Origin of the sequence: Reyranella sp. (assembly GCF_004297265.1) — a bacterium.
Lineage (GTDB): Bacteria > Pseudomonadota > Alphaproteobacteria > Reyranellales > Reyranellaceae > Reyranella.
Window position 1 is genome coordinate 1 of record NZ_SCUT01000050.1, and the last position, 24,045, is coordinate 24,045.

General features: G+C 67.8%; 22 protein-coding genes. 11 read left to right on the top strand and 11 right to left on the bottom strand.

Annotation, left to right across the window (positions count from 1 at the left end):
• The 7 genes from EPO41_RS21625 to trxA all read left to right on the top strand — a co-directional run.
• On the top strand, positions 1-931 hold a 931-nt coding region (locus EPO41_RS21625), incomplete at its 5' end, for an adenosylhomocysteinase (RefSeq protein ID WP_296329543.1).
• A gap of 40 nt (positions 932-971) precedes the next feature.
• Complete coding sequence (tsaE, locus tag EPO41_RS21630) at positions 972-1,415, top strand: tRNA (adenosine(37)-N6)-threonylcarbamoyltransferase complex ATPase subunit type 1 TsaE (protein ID WP_296329545.1); 444 nt, start codon at positions 972-974, stop codon at positions 1,413-1,415.
• Positions 1,402-2,409: a phosphotransferase gene (locus EPO41_RS21635; protein ID WP_296329547.1), complete on the top strand. Its 1,008-nt coding sequence runs from the start codon at positions 1,402-1,404 to the stop codon at positions 2,407-2,409. The genes tsaE and EPO41_RS21635 overlap by 14 nt, the downstream gene beginning before the upstream one ends.
• Positions 2,406-3,098, top strand: coding sequence for a nucleotidyltransferase family protein (locus tag EPO41_RS21640; protein WP_296329550.1), 693 nt, complete (start codon positions 2,406-2,408; stop codon positions 3,096-3,098). The genes EPO41_RS21635 and EPO41_RS21640 overlap by 4 nt, the downstream gene beginning before the upstream one ends.
• Positions 3,095-6,040 carry a double-strand break repair protein AddB gene (addB, locus tag EPO41_RS21645; protein ID WP_296329552.1) on the top strand — a complete coding sequence of 982 codons (2,946 nt, stop codon included), beginning with the start codon at positions 3,095-3,097 and terminating at the stop codon, positions 6,038-6,040. Before EPO41_RS21640 ends, addB begins: the two co-directional genes overlap by 4 nt.
• Positions 6,037-9,477: a double-strand break repair helicase AddA gene (gene addA, locus EPO41_RS21650; protein ID WP_296329555.1), complete on the top strand. Its 3,441-nt coding sequence runs from the start codon at positions 6,037-6,039 to the stop codon at positions 9,475-9,477. The genes addB and addA overlap by 4 nt, the downstream gene beginning before the upstream one ends.
• 86 nt (positions 9,478-9,563) lie before the next feature.
• Positions 9,564-9,881 (top strand): thioredoxin, encoded by a 318-nt coding sequence (gene trxA, locus EPO41_RS21655; RefSeq protein WP_295132524.1) that lies wholly within the window; start codon positions 9,564-9,566, stop codon positions 9,879-9,881.
• A 9-nt stretch (positions 9,882-9,890) separates the two neighbouring features.
• On the opposite strand, the gene EPO41_RS21660 is transcribed toward trxA, so the two are convergent.
• From EPO41_RS21660 to EPO41_RS21670, 3 genes are read right to left on the bottom strand one after another with little or no spacing between them, the layout of a single operon-like run.
• Positions 9,891-11,189 (bottom strand): folylpolyglutamate synthase/dihydrofolate synthase family protein, encoded by a 1,299-nt coding sequence (locus EPO41_RS21660; RefSeq protein WP_296329559.1) that lies wholly within the window; start codon positions 11,187-11,189, stop codon positions 9,891-9,893.
• Positions 11,190-11,202: 13 nt separating this feature from the next.
• Positions 11,203-12,096 carry an acetyl-CoA carboxylase, carboxyltransferase subunit beta gene (gene accD / locus EPO41_RS21665; RefSeq protein ID WP_296329561.1) on the bottom strand — a complete coding sequence of 298 codons (894 nt, stop codon included), beginning with the start codon at positions 12,094-12,096 and terminating at the stop codon, positions 11,203-11,205.
• A 37-nt stretch (positions 12,097-12,133) separates the two neighbouring features.
• Complete coding sequence (locus EPO41_RS21670) at positions 12,134-13,381, bottom strand: D-alanyl-D-alanine carboxypeptidase family protein (protein ID WP_296329564.1); 1,248 nt, start codon at positions 13,379-13,381, stop codon at positions 12,134-12,136.
• Positions 13,382-13,422: 41 nt separating this feature from the next.
• Between EPO41_RS21670 and EPO41_RS21675 the strand changes: the two genes are divergently transcribed.
• Entirely contained in the window at positions 13,423-14,073 is a 651-nt protein-coding gene (locus EPO41_RS21675; RefSeq protein ID WP_296329569.1) for an MBL fold metallo-hydrolase, read from the top strand.
• Between the two features lie 149 nt (positions 14,074-14,222).
• Here EPO41_RS21675 and trpA read toward each other — a convergent pair whose 3' ends face one another.
• From trpA to EPO41_RS21710, 7 genes are all read right to left on the bottom strand, one after another.
• Positions 14,223-15,059, bottom strand: coding sequence for a tryptophan synthase subunit alpha (gene trpA, locus EPO41_RS21680; RefSeq protein ID WP_296330422.1), 837 nt, complete (start codon positions 15,057-15,059; stop codon positions 14,223-14,225).
• Positions 15,059-16,273 (bottom strand): tryptophan synthase subunit beta, encoded by a 1,215-nt coding sequence (trpB, locus tag EPO41_RS21685; protein WP_296329572.1) that lies wholly within the window; start codon positions 16,271-16,273, stop codon positions 15,059-15,061. Before trpB ends, trpA begins: the two co-directional genes overlap by 1 nt.
• A gap of 58 nt (positions 16,274-16,331) precedes the next feature.
• Complete coding sequence (locus tag EPO41_RS21690) at positions 16,332-16,901, bottom strand: RidA family protein (protein ID WP_363247309.1); 570 nt, start codon at positions 16,899-16,901, stop codon at positions 16,332-16,334.
• 12 nt (positions 16,902-16,913) lie between these two features.
• On the bottom strand, positions 16,914-17,552 hold the full coding sequence (locus tag EPO41_RS21695; RefSeq protein WP_296329574.1) for a phosphoribosylanthranilate isomerase: 639 nt from the start codon (positions 17,550-17,552) through the stop codon (positions 16,914-16,916).
• Positions 17,549-18,301: an orotidine-5'-phosphate decarboxylase gene (gene pyrF, locus EPO41_RS21700; protein WP_296329577.1), complete on the bottom strand. Its 753-nt coding sequence runs from the start codon at positions 18,299-18,301 to the stop codon at positions 17,549-17,551. The genes EPO41_RS21695 and pyrF overlap by 4 nt, the downstream gene beginning before the upstream one ends.
• 38 nt (positions 18,302-18,339) lie before the next feature.
• Positions 18,340-19,824 carry a glycerol kinase GlpK gene (gene glpK / locus EPO41_RS21705; protein WP_296329580.1) on the bottom strand — a complete coding sequence of 495 codons (1,485 nt, stop codon included), beginning with the start codon at positions 19,822-19,824 and terminating at the stop codon, positions 18,340-18,342.
• Positions 19,825-19,901: 77 nt separating this feature from the next.
• Positions 19,902-20,921, bottom strand: coding sequence for a polyprenyl synthetase family protein (locus EPO41_RS21710; protein WP_296329584.1), 1,020 nt, complete (start codon positions 20,919-20,921; stop codon positions 19,902-19,904).
• Between the two features lie 145 nt (positions 20,922-21,066).
• Between EPO41_RS21710 and EPO41_RS21715 the strand changes: the two genes are divergently transcribed.
• Genes EPO41_RS21715 through EPO41_RS21725 form a run of 3 tightly spaced genes read left to right on the top strand, consistent with a single transcriptional unit; the run spans position 21,067 to position 23,057 of the window.
• Positions 21,067-21,711: a methyltransferase gene (locus EPO41_RS21715; protein WP_296329586.1), complete on the top strand. Its 645-nt coding sequence runs from the start codon at positions 21,067-21,069 to the stop codon at positions 21,709-21,711.
• A 25-nt stretch (positions 21,712-21,736) separates the two neighbouring features.
• A complete protein-coding gene (locus EPO41_RS21720) occupies positions 21,737-22,576 on the top strand; it encodes a S49 family peptidase (RefSeq protein ID WP_296329589.1) in 840 nt (279 codons plus the stop codon).
• A gap of 13 nt (positions 22,577-22,589) precedes the next feature.
• Positions 22,590-23,057, top strand: a complete 468-nt coding sequence (locus EPO41_RS21725; protein ID WP_296329592.1) for a ketosteroid isomerase — start codon at positions 22,590-22,592, stop codon at positions 23,055-23,057.
• 24 nt (positions 23,058-23,081) lie between these two features.
• Here EPO41_RS21725 and EPO41_RS21730 read toward each other — a convergent pair whose 3' ends face one another.
• The gene (locus EPO41_RS21730; protein ID WP_296329595.1) at positions 23,082-24,017 is read right to left on the bottom strand and encodes an N-carbamoyl-D-amino-acid hydrolase; all 936 of its coding nucleotides are present in this window, start codon (positions 24,015-24,017) and stop codon (positions 23,082-23,084) included.
• Positions 24,018-24,045: the final 28 nt, after the last annotated feature.

Sequence of the window (24,045 nt, forward strand, 5' to 3'; positions counted from 1 at the left end):
CAACGAGGAAGAGGAAGTCCTCTACAAGGCGATCCTCAAGACCAACAAGGAGAAGCCCGGCTGGTACGCCAAGCTCGGCGCCTCGATCAAGGGCGTCACCGAGGAGACGACCACGGGCGTCCACCGCCTCTACAATATGGCGAAGGAAGGCAAGCTGCTGTGGCCGGCCATCAACGTGAACGACTCGGTCACCAAGTCGAAGTTCGACAATCTCTATGGCTGCCGTGAATCGCTGGTCGACGGCATCCGCCGCGGCACCGACGTCATGATGTCGGGCAAGGTCGCGATGGTCGCGGGCTTCGGCGACGTCGGCAAGGGCTCGGCCGCCTCGCTGCGCCAGGCCGGCTGCCGCGTGATGGTCTCCGAGATCGATCCGATCTGCGCCCTGCAGGCCGCGATGGAAGGCTATGAGGTCGTCACGATGGAAGAGGCGGCGCCCAAGGCCGACATCTTCGTGACCGCCACCGGCAACGTCGACGTTCTCACGCTCGACCACATGAAGGCGATGAAGCACCGCGCCATCATCTGCAACATCGGCCACTTCGACTCCGAGATCCAGATCGCGAGCCTTCGTAACTTCAAGTGGCACAACGTGAAGCCGCAGGTCGACGAGGTCGAGTTCCCGGACGGCAAGCGCATCATCGTGCTGTCGGAAGGCCGCCTGGTGAACCTGGGCAACGCCACGGGCCATCCGAGCTTCGTGATGTCGGCCTCCTTCTCGAACCAGACGCTGGCCCAGGTCGAGTTGTGGACCAACCCCGGCAAGTACGAGAAGCAGGTCTACACGCTGCCGAAGTTCCTCGACGAGAAGGTCGCCGCGCTGCACCTCGAGAAGGTCGGCGCCAAGCTGACCAAGCTCCGTCCCGACCAGGCCAAGTATATCGGCGTGCCCGAGGCCGGCCCGTTCAAGGGCGACCTCTACCGCTACTAATCGCCCCACAGGGCTGCGTGCTAAAAGTCGGCATCTGACGATGCCGACTTTTTCTTTGTCCCTTCCCAACGAGGCCGCGACCGAGCGGCTGGGCACGGCGCTCGCCGTCCGGCTCAGGCCGCGCGACGTCGTGGCGCTCGAAGGCGGCCTGGGCGCCGGCAAGACGACATTGGCCCGTGCCATCCTGCGCGCCGCCGCGGGCGAGCCGGCGCTGATCGTACCGAGCCCGACCTTCACCCTGGTCGAGGTCTACGAGACCCCGCGCGGCAACTTCTGGCATTTCGACCTCTATCGGCTCGAAGAGCCGGAGCAGGTTTTCGAACTGGGCTGGGAAGAAGCCCGCGCCGATGGCGTGGCGCTGGTCGAATGGGCCGAGCGGCTGGGCCCGCTGCTGCCGCGCCAACGGCTCACCGTCAGCCTGTCGGTCGAGGGAGAAGGCCGCCGCGCGACCCTGGAAGGAGATTCCCGTTTTGGCGAAGTCTGAACGCGACGTGCTGCGCGCCGAGTTCGTGAGCAGGGCCGGCTGGGGCGATGCCGGCGAACGCCTGCTGGCCGGCGATGCCTCGTTCCGGAAGTATTTCCGCCTGACGCGGCCGCGCGGCTCGGCGGTCGTCATGGATGCCCCGCCACCGCAGGAGGACGTGCGGCCCTTCGTACGGATCGGCCGGCACCTGATCGCGCTCGGCCTCAGCGCGCCGGAAATCCTCGCCGAGGACGCCGGGAACGGCTTCCTGCTGCTGGAGGATTTCGGCGACGACACCTATGCGCGCGTGCTGGCGGCGGGCGGCGACGAGGGCGAACTCTACAGCCGCGCCACCGACGTACTGGTCGAGATCTATCGTGCGGGCGAACGCAGCCTGCTGCCGAATCTCGGCGCCTATGCCGGCGATGCGCTGATCGAGGCGGCGATGTTGCTGCCCGAATGGTACCTGCCGGAAGCCACCGGCAAGCCGACCCCGCCCGAGGAGACCGCACGCTACGTCGCGGTATGGCGCGAATGCCTGGCGGCACTGCCCGCCACGGGTGAAACGCTGCTGCTGCGCGACTATCACAAGGACAATCTCCTGTGGCTGCCGGCGCGGCCGGGCGTGAAGGCCTGCGGCCTGCTCGACTTCCAGGATGCCCAGCGCGGGCACCCCTCCTACGACCTCGTGTCGCTGATCGAGGATGCGCGCCGCGACGTGGCGCCCGCCGTCCATGCCGCCTGCCTCGACCGTTATATCGGCGAAGCCGGGATCGCCGACGCCGCCGGCTTCCGCACCGGCTTCGCGCTGATGGCCGCGCAACGCCACGCCCGCATCATCGGGCTTTTCGTCCGTCTGCTGCGCCGAGACGGCAAGCCGGACTACCTGCAGCACCTGCCTCGGGTCTGGCGCATGTTCGAGCGTGCCCTGCAGCACGAAGCGCTTACGCCACTGCGCTTGTGGGTCGATGGCACCCTGCCGCCGGCACTGCGCCGCATCGGAGCGGGCTCGTGATCCGCAGCGCCATGATCCTGGCGGCGGGTCGCGGCGAGCGCATGCGGCCGCTCACCGATTCGACGCCCAAGCCGCTAATCCCCGTCGCGGGCCGGTCGATGCTGGAGCGTGCGATGGATCGCCTGCAGCGCAGCGGCGTGCAGAACATCGTGGTGAACGTGCATCACCTGGGCAGCCAGATCGCCGACCGGCTGCGCGGCCGCGCGCGCATCATTCATGAAGATCGGCTGCTCGAGACCGGCGGCAGCGTGCGTAACGCGCTGCCCCTGCTCGGCAATGGACCGTTCTTCGTCCTGAACGGCGACGGGCTGTGGCGCGACGGACCGGAATCGATGCTGGGCCGGCTGGCATCGGCCTGGAATCCCAACCGCATGGACGCGCTGCTGCTGCTCCATCCGCTGGCCACCGCCATCGGCCGCGAGGAGAAGGATCGCGGCGACTACTATCTCGAACCCGACGGCCGCGCCCGCCATCGCGGTGCAGCCGAGACCGCACCGTATCTGTTCGCCAGCATCTCGGTCTGCGATTCGCGCCTGTTCAACGGTTCGCCCGAAGGCCCCTTCTCGCTGCTCAAGCTGTGGAACCGCTCGGAGCAGGCGGGCCGCCTGTTCGCCCTGGTGCACGACGGCGACTGGTTCCATGTCGGCACCCCCGCCGCGCTCGCCGAAGCCGAACGCGTGCTGGGATGAAAGGCCTCTTCACCATCGGCACGGAGCGTCGCTTCGCCGACGAGCTGGCGCGGGTGGTGCTGGCCGAGCATGGCGGCGATCCGCTTTCCCTCGCCGATGTGCTGATCCTGCTGCCGACGCGGCGCTCGGTGCGTGCGCTCCGCGAAGCCTTCCTGCGGGCTGCCGACGGCACGCCGACGATCCTGCCGCGCATGGCGCCGCTCGGCGACGTCGACGACGGCGAATGGGAGATCGCGTCGGGCGATGGCGATGCGCTCACCTTGCCCCCGGCCATCGACCCTGCCGAGCGCGAGGCGCTGCTGGCGCAACTGGTGGCGGCCTTCACCGACGACCAAGGCCACCCCATCGCGCAGTCGGCGGCGCAAGCGCTGAAGCTTGCGCGCGAACTCGGCCGCCTGCTCGACGAACTGGCGATCGAAGGCGTGTCGTTCGATCGGCTCGAAGGTCTGGTCGAAGGGAACTTCGCGAGCCACTGGCAGCGCACGCTGAAGTTCCTCGCCATCGTCGGCGAACACTGGCCGCAGATGCTGGCCGCGCGCGGGCGGATCGATGCCATTGAGCGTCGCACCCTGGCGATCCGCAACCAGGCCAAACGCTGGCGTGCGAGGCCGCCGCAGACACCGGTGATCGCGGCCGGCTCGACCGGCTCGCAACCCGCGACCCGCGACCTGCTGGCGACCATTGCCGAACTGCCGCAGGGCGCGGTCGTCCTGCCCGGCGTCGACCACGATATGGACGAGGCGAGCTGGGACGCGCTCGATCCGTCGCATCCGCAATATGGTCTTCGCGAATTGCTGACCGCGCTGGGTCGCGCGCGCAGCGACGTGGCGGAATGGCCCGGAGCCGCCGGCGGCTCGGCGCGTCATTTCCTCATCACCGAACTGATGCGGCCGGCCGAGACCAGCGAATCCTGGGTCAAGCCGGAGCCGGCGTCGCTGGAGCATGTGACGCGCGCCGATTGCGCGACGCCGCACCAGGAGGCGCTGGTCGTGGCGCTGGCGCTGCGCAGCGTCCTCGACACACCGGCACGAACGGCCGCCCTGGTCACGCCCGACCGCGAACTCGCGCGGAGGGTCACCGCCGAACTGAAGCGCTGGCACATCGACATCGACGATTCGGCCGGTGCGTCGCTCGCCGACACGCCGCCCGCCGCGCTCCTCCATGCGCTGATCGCCGCCATCGACTCGGGCTTCGCGCCGGTCGAGCTGCTGGCGCTGCTCAAGCATCCGCTGTGCACCCTGGGCAGCGAACGTGCGGCCGTGCTCGATGCGACGCGGCGGCTCGATCGCAAGTGCCTGCGCGGCCTCAAGCCGGCGCCGGGCCTCGACGCGATCCGTGCCCGCGTCGACGAAGCGAAGTTCGGCGATCCCGCCAGTCGCGCAGCCGTGCGGACGTTGGTCGACCGGCTGGGCGACGCGACGTCTGCACTGGTCGCGATGATGCAGGGCGACGCGGCGCCGGATGCGCTGCTCGATGCGACCGTCGCCGCGGCGGAGAAGATCGCCTCGGTGGAGGCGTTATGGTCGGGCGACGCGGGCAGTGCCCTGGCCGACGCGCTGGGCCGCCTGCGCACCGCCTGGACGGACCGGCCCGCGATTGCGTCCGGCGAATGGCCCGGCCTGTTCGCGGCGATGCTGGAACCGGAAACCATCCGGCCGGCCTTCGGCCGTCATCCGCGCCTCTCGATCTGGGGCCCGCTCGAAGCCCGCCTGCAGCGCGCCGATCTTCTGGTCCTGGGCGGCCTCAACGAAGGCACTTGGCCGCCCGCCGTGGAGACCGGCCCGTGGATCAACCGCCCGATGCGCGCCGAACTCGGCCTGCAGCAGCCCGAGCGGCGGATCGGCCTGTCGGCCCACGATTTCGTGGCGGCCCTCGGCGCCGAGCGGGTGCTTCTGACGCGCGCCGAGCGCGAAGGCGGTGCTCCGACCGTGCCGTCGCGCTGGCTGGCGCGCCTCGATGCCCTGTTCGGCTACGAGCCCGGCTCGGCACCCGTCCCGGAATACATCCAGCGCGGCCGCCGCAGCTTCGTCGCCTGGGCGGAAGCGATCGACCGGCCAGACGTCTATGCGCCCTGGCTGCGGCCTGAGCCGCGCCCCCCGCTCGAAGCGCGACCCACGCGGCTGTCCGTCTCCAGCGTCGAGCAATGGCGGCGCGATCCCTACGGTCTCTACGCCCGGCGCATCCTCGGGCTGGAGGCGCTCGATCCGCTGGAGGCCGAGCTGGGCGCGGCCGATCGCGGCAATGCCCTGCACGACGCACTCGACGAATTCTTGCGCGCGCATCCGTCCGGCGTGCTGCCGCCCGATGCGGTGCGGGAGTTCGAAGCCTTGGGCGAGAAGCATCTCGCCGACCTACTGACCGCACCGGCCGAGCGGGCCTTCTGGTGGCCGCGCTTCCAGCGCCTCGCGCGCTGGTTCGTCGGTCAGGAGAACGCGCGCCGCGCGGTCGGCACGAAGCTGCTGGCCAGCGAAAGCAACGCCGCGATGACCGTCGGACCCGCGTCGCATCCGCTGCGCATCGAGGCGCGTGCCGACCGGGTCGACGAGCTGGAGCGCGGCGCCTGGGAGATCATCGACTACAAGACCGGCAGGGTGCCGACCAAGGACGAGCTGGAAGCCTTGTTCGCGCCGCAGCTCCTGCTCGAAGCGGCGATGGCCGAGCGCGGCGGCTTCGAGAAGATCGACGGCAGGGCGAAGACGGTGCGCCTCTCCTACTGGCAGGCCAACGGCCTCGGCGACGGCGGCAAGGTGAGCGAGATCAAGGGCAGCGATGAACTCGTGGCGGAGATGATGGCGCTGGTCGAGAAGATGGCGGGGCACTTCGCGAACCCGAACACGCCCTATCCGGCCCTGCCCTGGCCCGCCTACGGCCCGTACTTCAACGACTATGCCCATCTCGAGCGCATTGCCGAATGGTCGACGGCGGGAGGCGGCGAGGAATGAGCGACGTCCTCGACGCCCTTGCCCTCGCGACCGAAGCGCAGCGGCGTGCCACGACGCCTGATCATTCGGCCTGGGTCGAGGCCAATGCCGGCACGGGCAAGACGAAGGTTCTCACGGATCGCGTGACGCGGCTGCTGCTGAACGATGTGAAACCCGAGCGCATCCTCTGCCTCACCTTCACCAAGGCCGCGGCGGCCGAGATGCGCAATCGCCTCGCCCATCAGCTCGGCCGCTGGGCGCTCGCCGACGAAGCGACGCTCGATACCGGCATCGCCAGGCTGATCGACAAGGCACCGACCCCGGCGCAAAGGATCGTGGCACGCCGCCTATTTGCCCGCGTACTCGATGCGCCGGGCGGCATCAACATCCTCACCATCCATGCCTTCTGCCAGGCGCTGCTGAAACGCTTCCCGTTGGAGGCGGGCGTCGCACCGGGCTTCGAGATCCTCGACGAGGCCGAGGCGCAGACGATCCTGCGCCGCGTGCAGGACGAGCAGATGGAAGCGCTCGCACGCAGCGACGCGCCGCCCGCGCTGGCCGCCGCCCTTGCCAGTGTCGCCGCCAAGGTCTCGATCGCCGAATACGCCGAACTGATGACGCGGCTGCTGAGCGAGCGCGCCTGGCTGCTGGCCCATGTCGTCAACGAAGCCGGTCTCGCGAGGCTCGGTCGCCGGCTGCGACGTCAACTAAACTGCGAGCGCGTGCCGACGCTCGACGAAGCCGCCCTGCGCGAGGCGGCGCGGAACTTGATCGAGACAGGCGGCAAGACCGATACGCCGAACGGCCAGAAGATCGCAAGCTGGCTGGCCGAGGACCGCAATGACCTGAGTCCCGCCTATCGCGCCGTGTACTTCACCAGCGAAGGGCAGGTGCGCAAGTCGCTGGCGACCAAGGCGGCACAAAAGCGCCTGCCCGGCATCGTCGACATTCTCCAGGCCGAAGCCGAGCGTCTCGAATGCGCGCGCGGACAGGCGCTGGTCGAACTGACCCTGGCACTGCTGCGACTGGGCCTCGACGTCGCCGATCGCTATACGCGCGCCAAGCGCCGCCGCGCCGTGCTCGACTACGACGATCTGATCGTCGCCACGCGCCGCCTGCTGGAAAGCGCGGAGAGCGCCGCCTGGGTGCTCTTCAAGCTCGACGGCGGCATCGATCATGTGCTGGTCGACGAGGCACAGGACACCAATCCCGACCAGTGGGAAGTGATCCGCCGCCTCACCGAGGAGTTCTTCGTGGGCGAGGGCGCAGTCGGCCGCAGCCGCACGATCTTCGCGGTGGGCGACACCAAGCAGTCGATCTTCGGCTTCCAGCGCGCAGATCCGCGCAAGCTGAAGGAGATGCGCGAATGGTTCGACGAGCGCAGCCGCGTCGCCGACCGAATCTTCGTGCCGGTCGAGCTCAACGTCTCGTTCCGCTCGACGCCGGCCGTGCTCGACGCGGTCGATTGCGTGTTCGGCGAGATCGAAGCGGCAAAGGGCGTCGCCGAACCGGGCGACGTGATCCACCTGCCCAGCCGCAAGAACGAGCCCGGCCGGGTCGAACTGTGGCCGCTGGTCGAAGCCAGCGAGGACAAGGCCGACACGAAGGACATCGAGGGCACCGGAAGCGGCGGCGCTTCGCAGGCGCTGCCACACGAACGACTGGCGCGCCTGATCGCGGCCCACACAAAGCACCTGATCGGCACCGAGCGCCGCGCGCGCGACGGCGAGAATCTTCATGCCGGCCACTTCATGGTGCTGGTGCGGCGGCGCAACGAATTCGTGAACGCGCTGGTGCGCGCACTGAAGCGCGAGGGCGTCGAAGTCGCGGGCGTCGACCGGCTGAACCTCGGCCAGGAACTCGCGATCCAGGACCTCCTGGCGATGGCGCGCTTCGTCCTGCTGCCGCAGGACGATCTCAACCTCGCGGCGCTCCTCAAATCTCCGCTGATCGGTCTCGACGAGGACCAGCTCTTCATCCTGGCCTGGAAGCGCCCCGGCCATCTCTGGCGCGCCCTGCGGGAGCGCTCCCACGAGGCGCCGTTCGCGGCGGCCCATGCGACCCTGGCGGAGTGGCTGCGGCGTGCCGATTACGACACGCCTTTCGACTTCTTTGCCCGTGTGCTCGGGCCGCAGGGCGGCCGTCGCCGACTGCTGGAGCGGCTGGGCCGCGAGGCCTCCGATCCGATCGACGAGCTGCTGGCGCGCGCGTTGCAGTACGAAGGCATCGAGGGCGGTTCGCTGCAGGGCTTCCTGCGCTGGTTCGAGACCGGCGGCGGCGAGATCAAGCGCGATCTCGACCAGAACCGCAGGCGCGAGCTGCGCATCCTGACCGTGCACGCCTCCAAGGGCCTGCAGGCGCCGATCGTCTACCTGCCAGACACAACGCGGGTGCCGCGCGATTCCGAACGGCTCCTGGCCGGCACCGAAGGCGAGGCACGGCTCTGGCTGCCGCGCGCCGACGATGCCAACGAGGCGGCCCGGACGTGGCGGAGCGAGGCGCGCGATCGCGCATTGGAGGAGCAGAACCGGCTCCTCTACGTCGCTATGACCCGCGCCGAGGACCGGCTCTATGTCGGCGGCTGGGTCGGCTCCAAGAAGCCCGATCGCGGCTGCTGGTACGAACGCATCGAGACCGGGCTGCGTGCCAGCAGCGAGGCCGGAAGCGGCCGTGCCGTGGCGCGGACGTTCGACTTCACCGCGCTCGTGGCCGACGGCTGGTCGGGCAATGGCTTCGAGCTGACGAACGAAGGTCGCATTGTCGAAGCCGAGCAGCGAGAGTTGCCGATCGCCGACGAGGCGCCGCTGCCTCCCTGGTGGACCGAGCCTGCGCCGGGCGAGCCCGACCCGCCGACTCCGCTCGCGCCCTCGCAGCCGCTGCCCGACGAGGCCGCCGCCGCGCCGCGGGCCTACAGTCCGCTGATCGCCGACGATCTCCGGCGATGGCAGCGCGGCCTGCTGCTGCACGATCTGCTGCGCCATCTTCCCGGCCTGCCCGCCGCGGAGCGCGCCGCCGCCGCCCGCCGCTTCCTCGCGCAGCCCGCGCACGCGCTCGCGCCGGAAGACATCGAGCAATGGGCCGACGAAGCGCTTTCCGTCACCGAGGCGCCGGTGCATGGCGCACTCTTCGCCGAAGGATCGCGCGCGGAAGTGCCGTTGATCGGTACCGTGCAGACGCCGCGCGGCACCTTCACCGTCAGCGGCCAAGTCGACCGGCTGGCCGTGTCGGACACCGAGGTGCTGATCGTCGATTACAAGACCAACCGCCCGCCGCCTGAGCAGGCCGCGGGCGTGGCGCTGGCCTATCGCCGCCAGCTCGCGCTCTATCGCACCCTGCTCCAGCGGATCTATCCCGGCCGGAAGGTGAGAGCCTTCCTGCTCTGGACGGCCGCGCCGCGGCTCATGGAGATCTCCGAAGAAACCCTAGAGAAATCAATGCCTTATGCCGCCGCATCTTGACTCGGGGGGCGTGCGTTCCTAGCTTCTGGACCAAGGGCGGCGCCGGTCCCATCGACCGGCCTGTAGTGTATTTGGGAGAACCCGCGATGACCGTCAAAGCAACCGATGCTTCCTTCGAAGAGGAAGTCCTGAAGTCCGATACACCCGTCCTCGTCGACTTCTGGGCCGAATGGTGCGGCCCCTGCCGCATGATCGGCCCCTCGCTGGAGGACATCTCCAAGGAGATGGACGGCAAGCTCAAGGTCGTGAAGATCAACATCGACGAGAACCCGATGGCGCCGACGCGCTACGGCGTCCGATCGATCCCGACCCTGCTGCTGTTCAAGAACGGCCAGGTCGCGGCCACCAAGATCGGCGCCGAGCCGAAGCAGAAGCTGGTGAGCTGGATCAACACCGTCGTCTGATCAAAACGGCTAGCCGTTGCGGACGAGGACCTCGCCCGCAAGGTAGAGCGAGCCGCAGATGAGAATGCGCATCGGCGCGGGCTGGGTGGCCAACAGGTCTTCCAGCGCCGCGCCGATGTCGTTTGCGGGCGCGCAATCGAGGCCGACATCGGCCGCCTTGGCGCAGGCCTCCTGCGGCGTGTAGGCGGCGTGTCCCTCGGGGAACGGCACCGCGCGCGCCGCCGTGGCGTAGCGCGCCAGCGGCCTCAGGAAGCCCGAAGCGTCCTTGGTCGTCTGCATGGCGAAGACGAGGTAGAGCGGCAGCGCCGCTGGCTCCTTCGCCCACTCCGCAGCCATGCGGCCGAGCACGATGCCGCAATCCTCGTTGTGGCCACCGTCGAGCCAGAGTTCGCATCCGGGCGGCATCGAGCCCGGCAGCGGCCCCTTGGTGAGACGCTGCAGGCGTGCCGGCCATTCGACGGAGCCGAGCCCCTTGCGGATGGCGGCGTCGCCGATGTCGAAGCGCGCTGCCCGAAGTCGCTCGATACAGGCGACGGCGGTCGCGGCATTGTCGATCTGGTGGGCGCCCGCCAGCGCCGGGTTGGGCAGGTCGAGCGCGAGAAGATCGCTCTCGTAGCGGAAGCCCGACTCCTGCGGCGTCACCTGCCATTCGCGACCCATGCGAAACAGCGGTGCCGCGAGCTTGGCCGCCTCGGTCTCGATGACCTCGGCACTCACCTCGCGCTGCCGGCCGATCACGGCCGGCGTCGCGCGCTTGATGATGCCCGCTTTCTCCCAGGCGATGCCTTCGAGCTTGTCGCCCAGGAAGCCCGTATGGTCGTAACCGACCGGCGTGATGGCCGACAGAGCCGGCTCGATCACATTGGTGCTGTCGAAGCGGCCGCCCATGCCGACCTCGATGATGCCGAGGTCGGCCGGCACGCGCGAGAAGGCGAGGAACGCAAGCGCCGTGGTGATGTCGAAGAAGGAGATCGGCGTGTCGCCGTTCGCCTCCTCGCACTCGGTCAGCATCTCGTCGAGTTCGTGATCGTCGATCAACCGGCCGGCGATGCGGATACGCTCGTTGAAGCGCACGAGATGCGGCGAGGTATAGACGTGCACGCGATAGCCCGCGGCCTCGGCCATGGCGCGCAGGTAGGCGACCAGCGAGCCCTTGCCGTTGGTGCCGGCGACATGGATCAGCGGCGGAAGCTTCTTTTCGGGAGAACCCAGGCGCACGAGCAGCCGTTCGATGCGCTCCAGCCCGAGGGTGATCACCCTCGGATGGTGGCTCATCAGACGCTGAACGATCGGATCGTTCGCGGTCACGTCAGCGATTCCTTTAGCGTGAAGACGGCACCGCGAGGGCGCGGTTTTCGACGACCAACGGATCCATGAACAGCGAGACCATGCGGATCAGGGTCTCGCGCATCTTGTGACGGTGCACGACGGCATCGACCATGCCGTGCTCCAGCAGATACTCCGAACGCTGGAATCCTTCGGGCAGCTCCTGACGGATCGTGTCCTGGATCACGCGCGGGCCGGCGAAGCCAATGATGGCATCCGGCTCGGCGATATGAACGTCGCCCAGCATCGCGAACGAAGCCGAGACGCCGCCGGTCGTCGGATCGGTCAGCACGACGATGTAGGGCAGCCCTGCCTGCTTCACCTTGCGCACGGCGATCGTCGTGCGCGTGAGCTGCATCAGCGAGAGGATGCCCTCCTGCATGCGCGCGCCGCCCGAGGCCGAGAAGACGATCAGCGGCGCGCCGCGCGCGACGGCGAGATCGGCGGCCATCACCAGCCCCTCACCGACGGCGGTGCCCATCGAGCCGCCCATGAAGCCGAAGTCGAGCAGCGCCACGACGGAGAGCCGATTGCCCATCAGGCCGCTCGCCACGACCAGCGCGTCGGTCGTGCCCTCGGCCTTGGCCTGAGCCTCCTTCAGGCGCGCGTCATAGCGCTTGGTGTCGCGGAACTTGAGTGGGTCGGCGTTCACCCGTGGCAACGGATGCAGCTCGTACTTGCCCTCGTCGAACAGAAACGGCAGGCGCTTCATCGGACGCAGCCGCATGTGGTGGCCGCAATGGCTGCAGACTTCCTGGTTGGCTTCCCAGTCGCGCGTGAACAGCATCTGTTCGCACTTGGGGCACTTCACCCAGAGATTGTCCGGCACTTCCTTGCGGGCGACCAGCGCACGCAGCTTGGGGCGGACGAAGTTGGTCAGCCAGTTCATGGGCGCGGTATCGCACGAATGAGGGGATGGGCCAAGGTCAGCGCCAGAACCCGCTATAGGGCGCCACGAAATCCGAAGGTTTCTTCACCATGCAGAAGGATTTCCGCGCCTGGTAGTCGGCGCACAGCCTCTGCGCCGCCTCTGGCTGGAGATCGGCGATGATGGCGGCCTGCCTCGTCACCTTTTCGGAAGAGGTGACGGGCAGGATGTACTCCTTGCCGTGGTGCGCAACGCCCATCGCCATCAGCCTGGCCTGTCCGGCGTCGAACGCATTCTTTGCCGTCCGCCAGTCGCCGAAGGTGCCGAGCCAGACCGCATCGCCCGGCATGTCGTAGCGGATGCCGCCGCACTCGCCGTAGGGCAGCACCGTCACTGGGCCGCCCTCGCCATTGCGCAGCTGCCAGACCTTCTGGCGATTGCCGCCGGTCTTGAGCGCATAGGCCTCGTCGAACAGGCGGACGAGGAATTCGTCGCGCAGGTCGGCCCGGCGGAAGCCGAAGGCGACGGCGACCAGCCGCCTGCCGTCGCGCACCGCGCTGCCCACGATGTTGAAGCCCGAGGCGCAGATGAAACCGGTCTTGAAGCCGTCGGCGTAGGGCGAATAGAGGTCGAGGAACTTGATACCCGGTCCGATCCGCTGCTTGCCCAGCATGAACTCCTTGGTGCGAAAGTAGCCGTAGTACTGCGGGAAGTCCTTGAGCAGGGCCAGGGCGAGCATCGCCATGTCGCGCGCCGTCGTGGTCTGCCCAGGGTCGGGCCAACCATTGGCGTTGCGAAAGGTGGTGGCCGTCATTCCCAGACGCTGCGCGGTGTCGGTCATGCGCTGGGCGAAGGCCGGTTCCGAGCCGGAGATGCGCTCGCCGAAGGCGGTCGCGACATCGTTGGCCGAGCGGGCGACCAGCGCCTGGATCCCCTGCTCGACGGTGACGCTCTGCCCCGGCGCCAGGCCGAGATGGGAGGCGGGCTTCTTGCGGGCGTTCTCCGAAAAGGGAAGCGTCGTGGCGAGGGTGAGGCGGCCGGACTTCAGCTCCTCGAAGACGATGAAGAGCGTCATCATCTTGGTCAGCGAGGCGGGATACCAGAGGGTGCCGGCATTGCGGTCGAGCAGGGCCTCCCCCGTCGCGACGTCGACCACGACGTACGGCCCCGCCGGGACGGGGCCGGAGGGTGAAGCGACGGTCGCGATCTGGGCCCGAGCGGAGGCCAGCGAAAGGGCGAAGAGGCCCAGAATGCACAGCAGAAGACGCACGTTGATTGCCATCGATGCCGGAAGGAAGGCCAGCATACGCCCTTCCAACGGGCCACGGGAGGCATTAGATCGAAAGCATGCTCAAGGTCATGATCGCCCCCGTCACCCCGTTCCAGCAGAACTGCTCCATTGTCTGGTGCGACGAGACCATGGAAGGCACCGCCGTCGATCCCGGCGGCGACTTCGACATGCTGCGCCAGGCGATCGACCAGCAGGGTATCAAGGTGACCAAGGTGCTGCTCACGCACGGCCATGTCGACCATGCCTCGGCGGCCGGCACCATGGCCGAGCATTACGGCGTGAAGATCGAGGGCCCGCACGAGGACGACCTGTTCCTGATCGAGGGCCTGCCGGACTCCGGCCGTAAGTACAATTTCCCGGTCTACAAGCCGTTCGTGCCCGACCGCTGGCTGACACACGGCGAGACGGTGAGCCTGGGCAACCTCACCCTCGACGTGGTGCACTGCCCCGGCCACACGCCGGGCCATGTCGTGTTCGTGAACAAGCCGGCGAAGGTCGCGTTCGTGGGCGACGTGCTGTTCCGCGGGTCGATCGGCCGCACGGACTTTCCGCGCGGCAATCACGACCAGCTCCTCGATTCGATCCGCCACCGCCTGTGGCCATTCGGCGACGACATCACCTTCGTCCCCGGCCACGGCCAGACCTCGACCTTCGGCTGGGAACGCAAGACCAACCCTTACGTCGCCGATCTGAACTTCGAGGATTGAGACGACAGCCTCATGCTGAGGAGGCTGCGCGGCAGCCGTCTCGAAGCATGGGTACACGCACGCCACACTTGTAGCCCATCCTTCGAGACGCCGCGCTTCGCGCGGCCCTCAGGATGAGGTGGTGCGGGCCGGTCCGGGACGGAAGGATCTTAAGCCTTCCGCACGCCCCTGACGCCATCCGCCAATGCCTTGATGTAGGCGAAAACGCCCGGCACCAGTTCGGGCTTGGCCTTGCCCTTGTCGTCGAGGCCTGCCTTGACGTGGTCGATAATGGCGGTGCCGACGACGGCGGCGTCGGCGTGGCGCGCCACGGCCGCCGCCTGCTCGGGCGTGCGGATGCCGAAGCCCACGCCCACCGGCAGCCTGGTGTGGCGCTTGATGCGCTCGACATGAGTGCGTACCGCCTCTTCCGTCGCCGACTTGGTGCCGGTGATGCCCAGCACCGACACGAAATAGACGAAACCCGACGCGAACTTCAGCACGGCCGGCAGGCGCACGTCGTCGGTCGTCGGCGCCGTCAGCAGGACTGTGTCGAGGCCGTTGGCCGTCGCGTGCGGCTTCAGCTCGTCCGCCTCTTCCGGCGGCAGGTCGACCAGGATGAAACCGTCGACACCGGCCGCCGCAGCATCCTTGCAGAACTTCTCGGGTCCGCGCTGATAGATCAGGTTGTAGTAGCCCATCAGCAGGATCGGCGTGTCGTTGTCGCCGGTCTCCTTGCGGAAGCGGCGCACCATGTCGAAGGTCTTGTCGACCGTCATGCCGGCCTTCAGCGCGCGCTGCCCCGCGAGCTGGATCGACGGACCGTCCGCCATCGGATCGGTGAACGGCATGCCGAGCTCGATCAGGTCGGCGCCCGCGGCCGGCAGGCCTTTCAGGATCTGGTAGCTGATCTCCGCATCGGGATCGCCGGCGGTGATGTAGGTGACGAGTCCGGCCCGCTTGTCGGCCTTGAGCTGGGCGAAGCGCTTTTCGATGCGGCTCATGATCAGATCTTCATCCCGAGGCGTTCGGCGATCTGCGGGACGTCCTTGTCGCCGCGGCCGGAGAGGTTGATCACGAGAAGATTGTCCTTCGGCAGGGTGGGCGCGAGCTTCGCGGCGTAGGCGACGGCGTGCGAGGATTCGAGGGCGGGAATGATACCCTCGAGCTTGCACAGGAGCTGGAACGCCTCGACTGCCTCGTCGTCGGTCGCCGAGACATACTCGACCCTGCCCGTCTCTTTCAGCCACGAATGTTCGGGCCCGATGCCCGGATAGTCGAGGCCGGCCGAGATCGAATGCGCCTCGGTGATCTGGCCTTCCCTGTCCTGCAAGAGATAAGTGCGGTTACCGTGCAGCACGCCGGGACGGCCGCCGGTCAGCGACGCGGCATGCTCCTCGGTGTCGAGACCGCGGCCCGCCGCCTCGACACCGAAGATGCGGACGGTCGGATCGTCGAGGAAGGGATGGAACAGGCCCATCGCGTTCGAGCCGCCGCCGATGCAGGCGACCAAGGTGTCGGGAAGGCGGCCTTCGGCCTCCATCATCTGCTTGCGCACCTCGTCGCCGATCACGCACTGGAAATCGCGGACCATCGCCGGATAGGGATGCGGGCCGGCCACCGTGCCGATGCAGTAGAAGGTGTTCTCGCAGGTCGCGACCCAGTCGCGCAGCGCCTCGTTCATCGCATCCTTGAGCGTCGAGGCGCCGGCCGTGACCGGCCGCACTTCGGCGCCCAGCATCTTCATGCGCGCCACGTTCGGCGCCTGGCGGTCGACGTCGACCGAGCCCATGAACACCACGCAGGGAATATCGAACAGCGCGCAGACGGTGGCCGTGGCGACGCCGTGCTGGCCCGCGCCCGTCTCGGCGATCACCCGCGTCTTGCCCATGCGCTTGGCCAGCAGCACCTGGCCCAGCACGTTGTTGATCTTGTGGCTGCCGGTGTGGTTCAGCTCGTCGCGCTTCAGGTAGATCTTCGCGCCGCCCAGCTTTTCGGTCAGGCGCTGCGCGAAGTAGAGCGGGCTCGGCCGGCCGGCATACTGCGTCAGCAGATACTTCAGCTCACCCTGGAACTGCGGATCTGCCTTGGCCTCGTTGTAGGCCTTCTCCAGGTCGAGAATCAGCGGCATCAGCGTCTCGGCGACGTAGCGACCGCCGAAAATGCCGAAATGTCCCCGCTCGTCGGGGCCGATACGATAACTGTTGGGTGTGCTGGACATTGCTCTTCCTGTCGGGACGGGCCGGCTTAGCAGCCCCGGCAGGGGCCGGTCAAAAGCCCTAGATTTTCTTCTTCTTGGCCGCCTTCGCCTTGGGAGCGGGCTTTGCCTTGGGTGCAGCCTTGGGCTTGGCAGCCGGTCTGGCGACGGCGGCGCGCGGCGGCGGGGCATCGTCCTCGATCTCGACGATCACCTCGATCTCGACCGGGATGCCGCGCGGCAGGGAGCCCATGCCGACGGCCGAGCGGGCATGGCGGCCCTTCTCGCCGAACACCTCGACGAAGAGATCGGAGCAGCCGTTGATGACTTCGGGCTGGCTACCGTACTCTGACGTGGCGTTGACCATGCCCAGCACCTTGACGATGCGCTTCACCCGGTCGAGGTCGCCGAGTTCCGCCTTGAGGGCGGCGAGGATGCTGAGGCCGGTGTCGCGTGCGAGGCGATTGGCCTGCTCGAGCGAGAAGTCGCGACCCACCTTGCCCACTGGCAGCGGCTTGCCCGGCAGACCCGGCCCCTTGCCTGCCATGAAGAGCAGGTTGCCGGTACGCACGGCATTGACGTAGCTGCCCATCGGCGTTGTCGCCTCGGGAAGTTCGATGCCGAGCTCCTTCAGCCGCTCTTCGACTTTCATGCCCTCTGCTCCTCAAAGCACTCTTACGGCGCCCAGAAAGGCGCGGATCAATTCAATGGATTTCACACCGCGCGTCGCTTCTACACCAGAAGAAACGTCGACGGCGCGCGCGCCAGTGACGCGGACCGCTTCGGCCACATTTCCGGGATTGAGTCCACCGGCGAGGAACCAAGGCAGCTGCACGGTCCGGCCCGACAGGATCGTCCAGTCGAAGGGCTTGCCGTTGCCGCCTGGCAGGAGTCCCTCGGCGGGCTCGAACATCAGTCGGTCGGCGACACCAGCATAGGCCGCGACGCCGCGCTCGACATCGGCGGGCGTCTCGACCTTGATCACCTTCATCACCTGCTTGCCCGTCCGCGCCTTGAGCGTCGCGACGCGCTCCGGCGTTTCGGCACCGTGAAGCTGCAGCATGTCGATCGCGCCCGTCGCCAGCCGCGCATCGATCAGCGCATCGTCGGGATCGACGAACAGGCCGACACGGACCACGGTCTGCGGCACGCGCTCACCCAGCGCCTTCAGAAGGTCGAGCGATTCGATATGGCGCGGCGAGCGCGGAAAGGTGACGAAGCCCACGAAGGCCGCGCCGGCCTCGACCGCGGCATCGAGCGTCTCCGGCGTCGACAGTCCGCAGATCTTGGCTTCGACCGTCATAGGTCGTTGACGCCGGCCTCACGCGCGATCGCCTCGGCGGCGGCGCGCGGGTCCTGGGCCTGGTAGATCGGCCGGCCCACGACGAGGTTGGTCGCACCGAGATCGACCGCCTGGCGCGGCGTCATCGCCCGCTTCTGGTCGTTGGCGGCACTGCCGACCGGGCGAATGCCGGGCACCATCAGCACGAAATCGGGACCGCATTGCTTGCGCAGGGCCGCAATCTCGTGGGGGGAGCAGATCACGCCGTCGAGACCGCTTTCATGCGCCAGCGCCGCGAGCCGCAGCACCTGGTCCGATGGATCGGCGTTGACGCCGGTCGATTCGAGATCCGACCGGTCGAGCGAGGTGAGAACGGTGACGCCGAGCAGCCTCGGCCGCGCGACATTCTGTTTTGCTGCCTGCGAACCGGCCTCTTCGACCGCCGCCTTCATCATCTCGCGGCCACCGCTCGCATGGATCGTGATGAAGGTAGGCGCCAGTTCGACCACCGCACGGATGCCGCCGGCCACCGTGTTGGGAATATCGTGCAGCTTGAGATCGAGGAAGAAGCCCACGCCCGTGGCCCGCACGGGCGTCGGGAAGGCGTAGCGCACGCCCGGCGCACCGTGCGCCAGGAAGAATTCCAGCCCGAGCTTGATGCCCCCGACCGCCGGCTTCGGTCCCCCGGCGACGCTCTGGATGAGCTTGGTGGCGTGGGCGAGATCGATCGTGTCGATGCTGGAATAGACGGGATTCGTGCGGGTCTTCATGGCGGGCGCAACCTAATGGCCGTGCCCCTCAGCAGCAATCAGGAACTGCGCACCCGGCGGACCGCGTCCTTCCAGCCGGCATAGCGACGATCGCGCGCGGCGCTGTCTTCCGCCGGCTTGAAGGCCCGGTCGAGCACCCAGGTCCTGGACAGGGCATCGAGCGAAGGCCACAGGCCCGCCTTCAGCCCGGCCAGGAAAGCCGCCCCCAACGCCGTGGTTTCGGTGACTTCCGGCCGCTCGACCGGCGTGCCCGTCGTGTCGGCCAGCCGCTGCATCAGCGGGTCGTTCACCACCATGCCGCCGTCGACGCGGACTTCGTCGATCTGGGCGCCGTCGCCCCGCATCGCCTCGAGCAGGTCGCGCGTCTGGTAACAGACCGAATCGAGGGTGGCGGCGGCAATCTCGCCCGGACCGGAATCGCGCGTGAGCCCCAGGATCGCAGCCCGCGCCTCGGGGTCCCAATGGGGCGCCCCCAGCCCGACGAAGGCCGGCACCATATAGACACCGTGGCCATCCCTCGCGCCGGCGGCCACCTTTTCCACGTCGGAGGATTTTTCGATCAGCTTCAAACCGTCGCGCAGCCATTGAACGGCGGCGCCGGCGATGAAGATGCTGCCTTCGAGCGCATAGGTGCGACGGCCGTCGAGCTGGTAGGCGATCGTCGTCAGCAGTCGATGACGCGAATGCACCGCCATGCTGCCGGTATTGAGCAGCGCAAAGCAGCCGGTGCCGTAGGTGGCCTTCACCATGCCGGGCTTGATGCAGGCCTGGCCCACGGTGGCGGCCTGCTGATCGCCGGCCATGCCGAGGATGGGAACCGGCGCGCCGAGGATCGCCGTGTCAGCGACGCCCAGCTCACCGGAACAATCGACGACCTCGGGCAGCAGCGACGCCGGCACGCCGAGGATCTTCATCAGTTCGGCGTCCCAGGTCCCCTTGCGGATATCGAGCAGCAGCGAGCGGCTGGCATTGGTCGCGTCGCTGGCATGCACCTTGCCACCGGTCAGGCGCCACAGCAGGAAGCATTCGATGGTGCCGGCAGCAAGCGCCCCCTTCTCTGCCGCGGCGCGGGCGCCGGCAACGTGATCGAGGATCCAGGCGATCTTGGTGCCCGAGAAATAGGGATCGAGCAGAAGTCCGGTGCGGTCGGTGAAGAGCTTCTCGTGCCCGTCCTTCTTCAGCGCGGCGCAGCGGTCGGCGGTGCGCCGGTCCTGCCAGACAATGGCATTGTGAACCGGTTTGCCGGTGGCGCGGTCCCACACGACCGTCGTCTCGCGCTGGTTGGTGATGCCGATGCCGGCCAGCGCCTTGGCGTCGAGCTTCGCCTTGGCGAGCGCGCCGCGGCAGACCTCGACCGTCGCCGACCAGATCTCCTCCGGATCGTGCTCGACCCAGCCGGGCTTCGGGAAAATCTGCGGCAATTCCTTCTGCGCCGAGGCGATCGGCCGGCCATCCGCATCGAAGACGATGGCGCGGGTGCTGGTCGTGCCCTGGTCGATGGCGAGAACGTGGCTGGTAGGCATGGCAGATTAGAGCACACCGGCCTTTGGCCAGCATCTACGTCTTTTCTGCTGCGCGCCTTCGCTTCGCTGCAGGTGCGTCAGTGGGCGCGATCGATGGCGAAGTCGACCGCCTCGAGGAGCGCGGCCTTGAGCGGCGTACTGGGGAACAAGCCCAGCGCATCGCGCGCCATGGCGCCGTAGTGGCGCGCGCGCTCCAGCGTGTCGGACAACGCGCCGTGGCGCTCGATCAGCTTCTGCGCCTGTTCGAGATCTTCCGGACGCTGATCGAGCTTCTCGATGGTGCGCTTCCAGAATTCGCGATCGACGGCACCGCCGCGCAGGAAGGCGAGGATCACCGGCAGGGTGATCTTGCCTTCGCGGAAGTCGTCGCCGACCGACTTGCCGAGCTTGGCCTCGCGGCCGGAATAATCGAGCGCATCGTCGACGAGCTGGAAGGCGATGCCGAGATTCATCCCGAAGCTCTGCAGCCCCACCCTCTCGGGGCCGTTGCGGCCGGCCACCATGGCGCCTACCTCGGCCGCCGCGGCGAACAGCTTGGCCGTCTTGGCCTTGATGATCTCGAGATAGGTCGATTCCGGCGTGCTGATGTCGCGCTGGCTCACCAGCTGCAGCACCTCGCCCTCGGCAATCGTCGAGGAGGCGTTCGACAGCACGCCAAGAATATCGAGGGAACCGACTTCCACCATCAGCTCGAAGGCGCGCGTGAACAGGAAATCGCCCACCAGCACCGAGGCCTTGTCGCCATACACGGTGTTGGCGGTCGGCTTGCCGCGGCGCAGAGCGCTCACGTCGACGACGTCGTCATGCAGCAAGGTGGCGGAATGGATGAATTCGACACAGGTCGCGAGCTTGATGTGACGATCGGTGCCTTCGCTGTAGCCGCACAGCCGCGCCGCCGCGACCGTGAGCAGCGGACGCATGCGCTTGCCGCCGGCGCCGACCAGATGATTGGCGAGCTCGGGAATCAGAGCGACCGGCGAGCGCATGCGCGCCACGATCTCGCGATCGACCCGCCCCATGTCGTCGGTGCAGAGCGCCAGAAGCGGTTCGAGGCTGGGCGACTTGCGCTTGCCTCCGAGAGAGACGACGGTTGCCATGTCGGAGGCCAAACTCTCCGGTGAAGCCTGTTACTGCGAATCAAAGTCGTGAGAGATGAGTAGCACGGAATTCGCGCCGACCGAAAACACTGTGATGGGCAGAAGAGTGAAGCTCTTGCAGCCCCGACGCGGATATCGAATTGCCGTGGATGCGGTCTTGTTGGCCGCAGCGGTCGACGCGAAGCCAGGCGAGAGCGTGCTCGACCTCGGTGCGGGCGTCGGCGCCGTGGGCCTTTGCATCGCCGCGCGCGTGCCCGACTGCCACGTCACCGGCATAGAGCTGCAACCCGCGCTGGCGGCACTGGCCGCGCGCAACGCCGTGCTGAATGACGCGGCAGACCGTGTCGTGACGGTGGTTCACGATCTGGCGCACCCTCTGCCGCCCGGCTTGGGGCCCTTCGACCATGTCGTGACCAATCCGCCCTATCTTCCGGCGGCCGTTGCGGATCCCTCGCCCGACCGCAGCAAGGCGCTCGCCACGGTCGAATCGAGCGCAGATCTCGCACGGTGGCTGACCGTGGCGACGGAAGCATTGAAACCTGCAGGGACTCTGCTTGTGATCCACCGCAGCGACCGGCTGGAAGAAATCGTCGGCGCGCTGGTCCGTTTCGGCTGGGGTGACGTCACCGTGAAGCGACTGCCGCCGGCCGCGCGCGTGCTCGTCCGCGCGCGCCGCGCCGATGAATTGCGCCGGCACGATGCCCAGCCGCTGGTCCTGCATCGACCCGAAAGCGGCTACACCGACGAGGCCGAGGCCATCCTGCGCCACGGACAGCCGCTTGCCTTCTAGAAGCGGCGCCGCGACAGTGCCCGGCATGCTGGATTGGATCAGGAATCGTCTTCGCCGCGGGCCCGTCGTGCCCGTCGTTCGCCTCTCTGGCGTCATCGCTTCCGGTGGCCTGCTTGGCAGCCGCGGCCTGTCGATTGAATCGGTCGCGCCGCTGCTGAAGCGCGCCTTCGAGATGCGGGGCGCCAAGGCCGTCGCGCTGTCGCTCAATTCTCCCGGTGGCTCCCCCGTACAGTCCGCGCTGATCGCCCAGCGCATCCGGCTGCATGCCGCAGAAAAGGGTCTGCCCGTCATCGCCTTCGTCGAGGACGTCGCCGCCTCGGGTGGTTACTGGCTCGCCTGCGCCGCCGACGAGATCGTCGCCGATCCGAGTTCGATCGTGGGATCGATCGGAGTCATCAGCTCGGGCTTCGGCTTCCAGGACCTGATCGCGCGCATCGGCGTCGAACGCCGCGTCCATACGTCGGGCGAGAACAAGTCGATGCTCGATCCCTTCCGGCCCGAGCAACCCGATGACGTCGTGCGGCTGAAGCGCCTGCAGGCGGAAATCCACGACGGCTTCAAGGACTGGGTCCGGCAGCGGCGCGGCAAGCTGCTGAAGGGCGACGAATCCATGCTGTTTACCGGCGAGTTCTGGACGGCCCGACGCGGCATCGAATTCGGCCTGGTCGACGGTTTCGGCGAACTGCGCGCGACCCTGCAGGCCCGCTATGGCGAGAAGGTGCGACTGCCCGTCATCGGGCCGCGGCGGCGCCTGTTGTCGCGCTTCGGTCTGCGAACCGGGATGGGCGGCGGCATCGACACTATTGGACCGGCCACGCTCGCCGCCCTGGAAGAGCGCGCGCTCTGGCAACGTTTCGGACTCTAGGGAGAGGCTTTCGATGAACCTTCGCAACCCGGTCAACTCCGACGACCTTGCCGCCGTGCGCCAGTGGTTCGACACGCTGTCGAAGCATTGCCGCGCCGTCGACTACGAAGGCGCGCGACCGATCTTCGCCGACGACATGATCGCCTTCGGCACCTTCACCGACTTCATGATCGGCCGCGACCTCGCTGAACAGAAACAATGGCGCAACGTCTGGGGCACCATCCGCGAGTTCCGTTATGACCTATCGAAGATCGAGGCCATCGTTTCGGCCGACCGGCTGACCGCCGTCGGCATGGGGGTGTGGCAGTCCGACGGCTTCTATCCGAACGGCGACCGTTTCGACCGGCCCGGGCGCACGACGGTGGTGCTGGGGCGCAAGGCGGTGGGCGACCCGTTCGTCGCCACGCACACGCACATGTCGCTGTTCCGTGGCACGCCGGACCGCAGCTACGGCAACTTCCCGAAAAGCGAAGTCGTCTGAGCGACGCCTTCGCCTGAAAACGGGCTACGCCGGATCCTGCGCGCCCTTGCGCTCGACGATCATGCGGTACTGGTCGGGCTGGCGATGGACGGCGAAGTTGAAGGTCGTCGTCTTGTAGCTCCGGCCGGCATCGAGATCGCAGCGATGGACGATCAGCTCGTCGCCGTCGCCGCCGGCGCGCGCGAGGACCTTGCCCGAGGGCGCCACGATCATGCTGTCGGCCAGCGACGGGACGCCCTCCTCGGTGCCGCCCTTGGCGACGCCGACCACCCAGGTGCCGTTCTGGTAGGCGCCGGCCTGCATGGAGAGCTGGTTGTGGAACCAGGAATGCTCGTCATGGTCGGGGGACGGCGCATTGTGAAGCGGCGTGTTGTAGCCCAGCAGCACCATCTCGACGTTCTGCAGGCCCATCACGCGATAGGTCTCAGGCCAGCGGCGGTCGTTGCAGATGCACATGCCCATGTTGCCGCCGAACGCTTTCACGACCGGGAAGCCGAGATTGCCGACCTCGAAGTAGCGCTTCTCGAGATGCTGGAACGGCCGCTCCGGCTCGTGCTCGGCATGACCTGGCAGATGGACCTTGCGATATTTGCCGACAATGCTGCCGTCGCGCTCGACCAGGATCGAGGTGTTGAAATGCCGGATGCGGCCCTCCTCGTTGGCAAGCTCCGCATAGCCGAGACAGAAACCCATCGCGAGTTGCTTGGCCTCGGTGAACAGGGTCGCTGTCTCGTTGGATGGCATCTCCTGCTCGAAGAAGGAATCGATCTCGGCCTGGTCCTGCATCCACCAGCGCGGAAAGAACGTGGTGAGCGTGAGCTCGGGAAACACCACGAGCTCGCAGCCCATGCGCTTTGCCTCGCGCAGATGGGCGATCAGCCGCTCGACCACGTCGCGGCGGGAATGGCTGCGCTGGATGGGACCCATCTGCGCCGCACCGACAGTCAGAAAACGCGTCATCGTCACCTCTTCGGCGGCGAGTATAGCC

Excerpts from the sequence above, each read along its gene's own strand:
- tsaE (WP_296329545.1), top strand. The coding sequence starts at position 972 with ATGCCGACTTTTTCTTTGTCCCTTCCCAACGAGGCCGCGACCGAGCGG.
- addB (WP_296329552.1), top strand. The coding sequence starts at position 3,095 with ATGAAAGGCCTCTTCACCATCGGCACGGAGCGTCGCTTCGCCGACGAG.
- addA (WP_296329555.1), top strand. The coding sequence starts at position 6,037 with ATGAGCGACGTCCTCGACGCCCTTGCCCTCGCGACCGAAGCGCAGCGG.
- trxA (WP_295132524.1), top strand. The coding sequence starts at position 9,564 with ATGACCGTCAAAGCAACCGATGCTTCCTTCGAAGAGGAAGTCCTGAAG.
- accD (WP_296329561.1), bottom strand. The coding sequence starts at position 12,096 with ATGAACTGGCTGACCAACTTCGTCCGCCCCAAGCTGCGTGCGCTGGTC.
- EPO41_RS21670 (WP_296329564.1), bottom strand. The coding sequence starts at position 13,381 with ATGCTGGCCTTCCTTCCGGCATCGATGGCAATCAACGTGCGTCTTCTG.
- EPO41_RS21675 (WP_296329569.1), top strand. The coding sequence starts at position 13,423 with ATGCTCAAGGTCATGATCGCCCCCGTCACCCCGTTCCAGCAGAACTGC.
- trpB (WP_296329572.1), bottom strand. The coding sequence starts at position 16,273 with ATGTCCAGCACACCCAACAGTTATCGTATCGGCCCCGACGAGCGGGGA.
- EPO41_RS21690 (WP_363247309.1), bottom strand. The coding sequence starts at position 16,901 with ATGAAAGTCGAAGAGCGGCTGAAGGAGCTCGGCATCGAACTTCCCGAG.
- EPO41_RS21695 (WP_296329574.1), bottom strand. The coding sequence starts at position 17,552 with ATGACGGTCGAAGCCAAGATCTGCGGACTGTCGACGCCGGAGACGCTC.
- pyrF (WP_296329577.1), bottom strand. The coding sequence starts at position 18,301 with ATGAAGACCCGCACGAATCCCGTCTATTCCAGCATCGACACGATCGAT.
- glpK (WP_296329580.1), bottom strand. The coding sequence starts at position 19,824 with ATGCCTACCAGCCACGTTCTCGCCATCGACCAGGGCACGACCAGCACC.
- EPO41_RS21710 (WP_296329584.1), bottom strand. The coding sequence starts at position 20,921 with ATGGCAACCGTCGTCTCTCTCGGAGGCAAGCGCAAGTCGCCCAGCCTC.
- EPO41_RS21720 (WP_296329589.1), top strand. The coding sequence starts at position 21,737 with ATGCTGGATTGGATCAGGAATCGTCTTCGCCGCGGGCCCGTCGTGCCC.
- EPO41_RS21725 (WP_296329592.1), top strand. The coding sequence starts at position 22,590 with ATGAACCTTCGCAACCCGGTCAACTCCGACGACCTTGCCGCCGTGCGC.
- EPO41_RS21730 (WP_296329595.1), bottom strand. The coding sequence starts at position 24,017 with ATGACGCGTTTTCTGACTGTCGGTGCGGCGCAGATGGGTCCCATCCAG.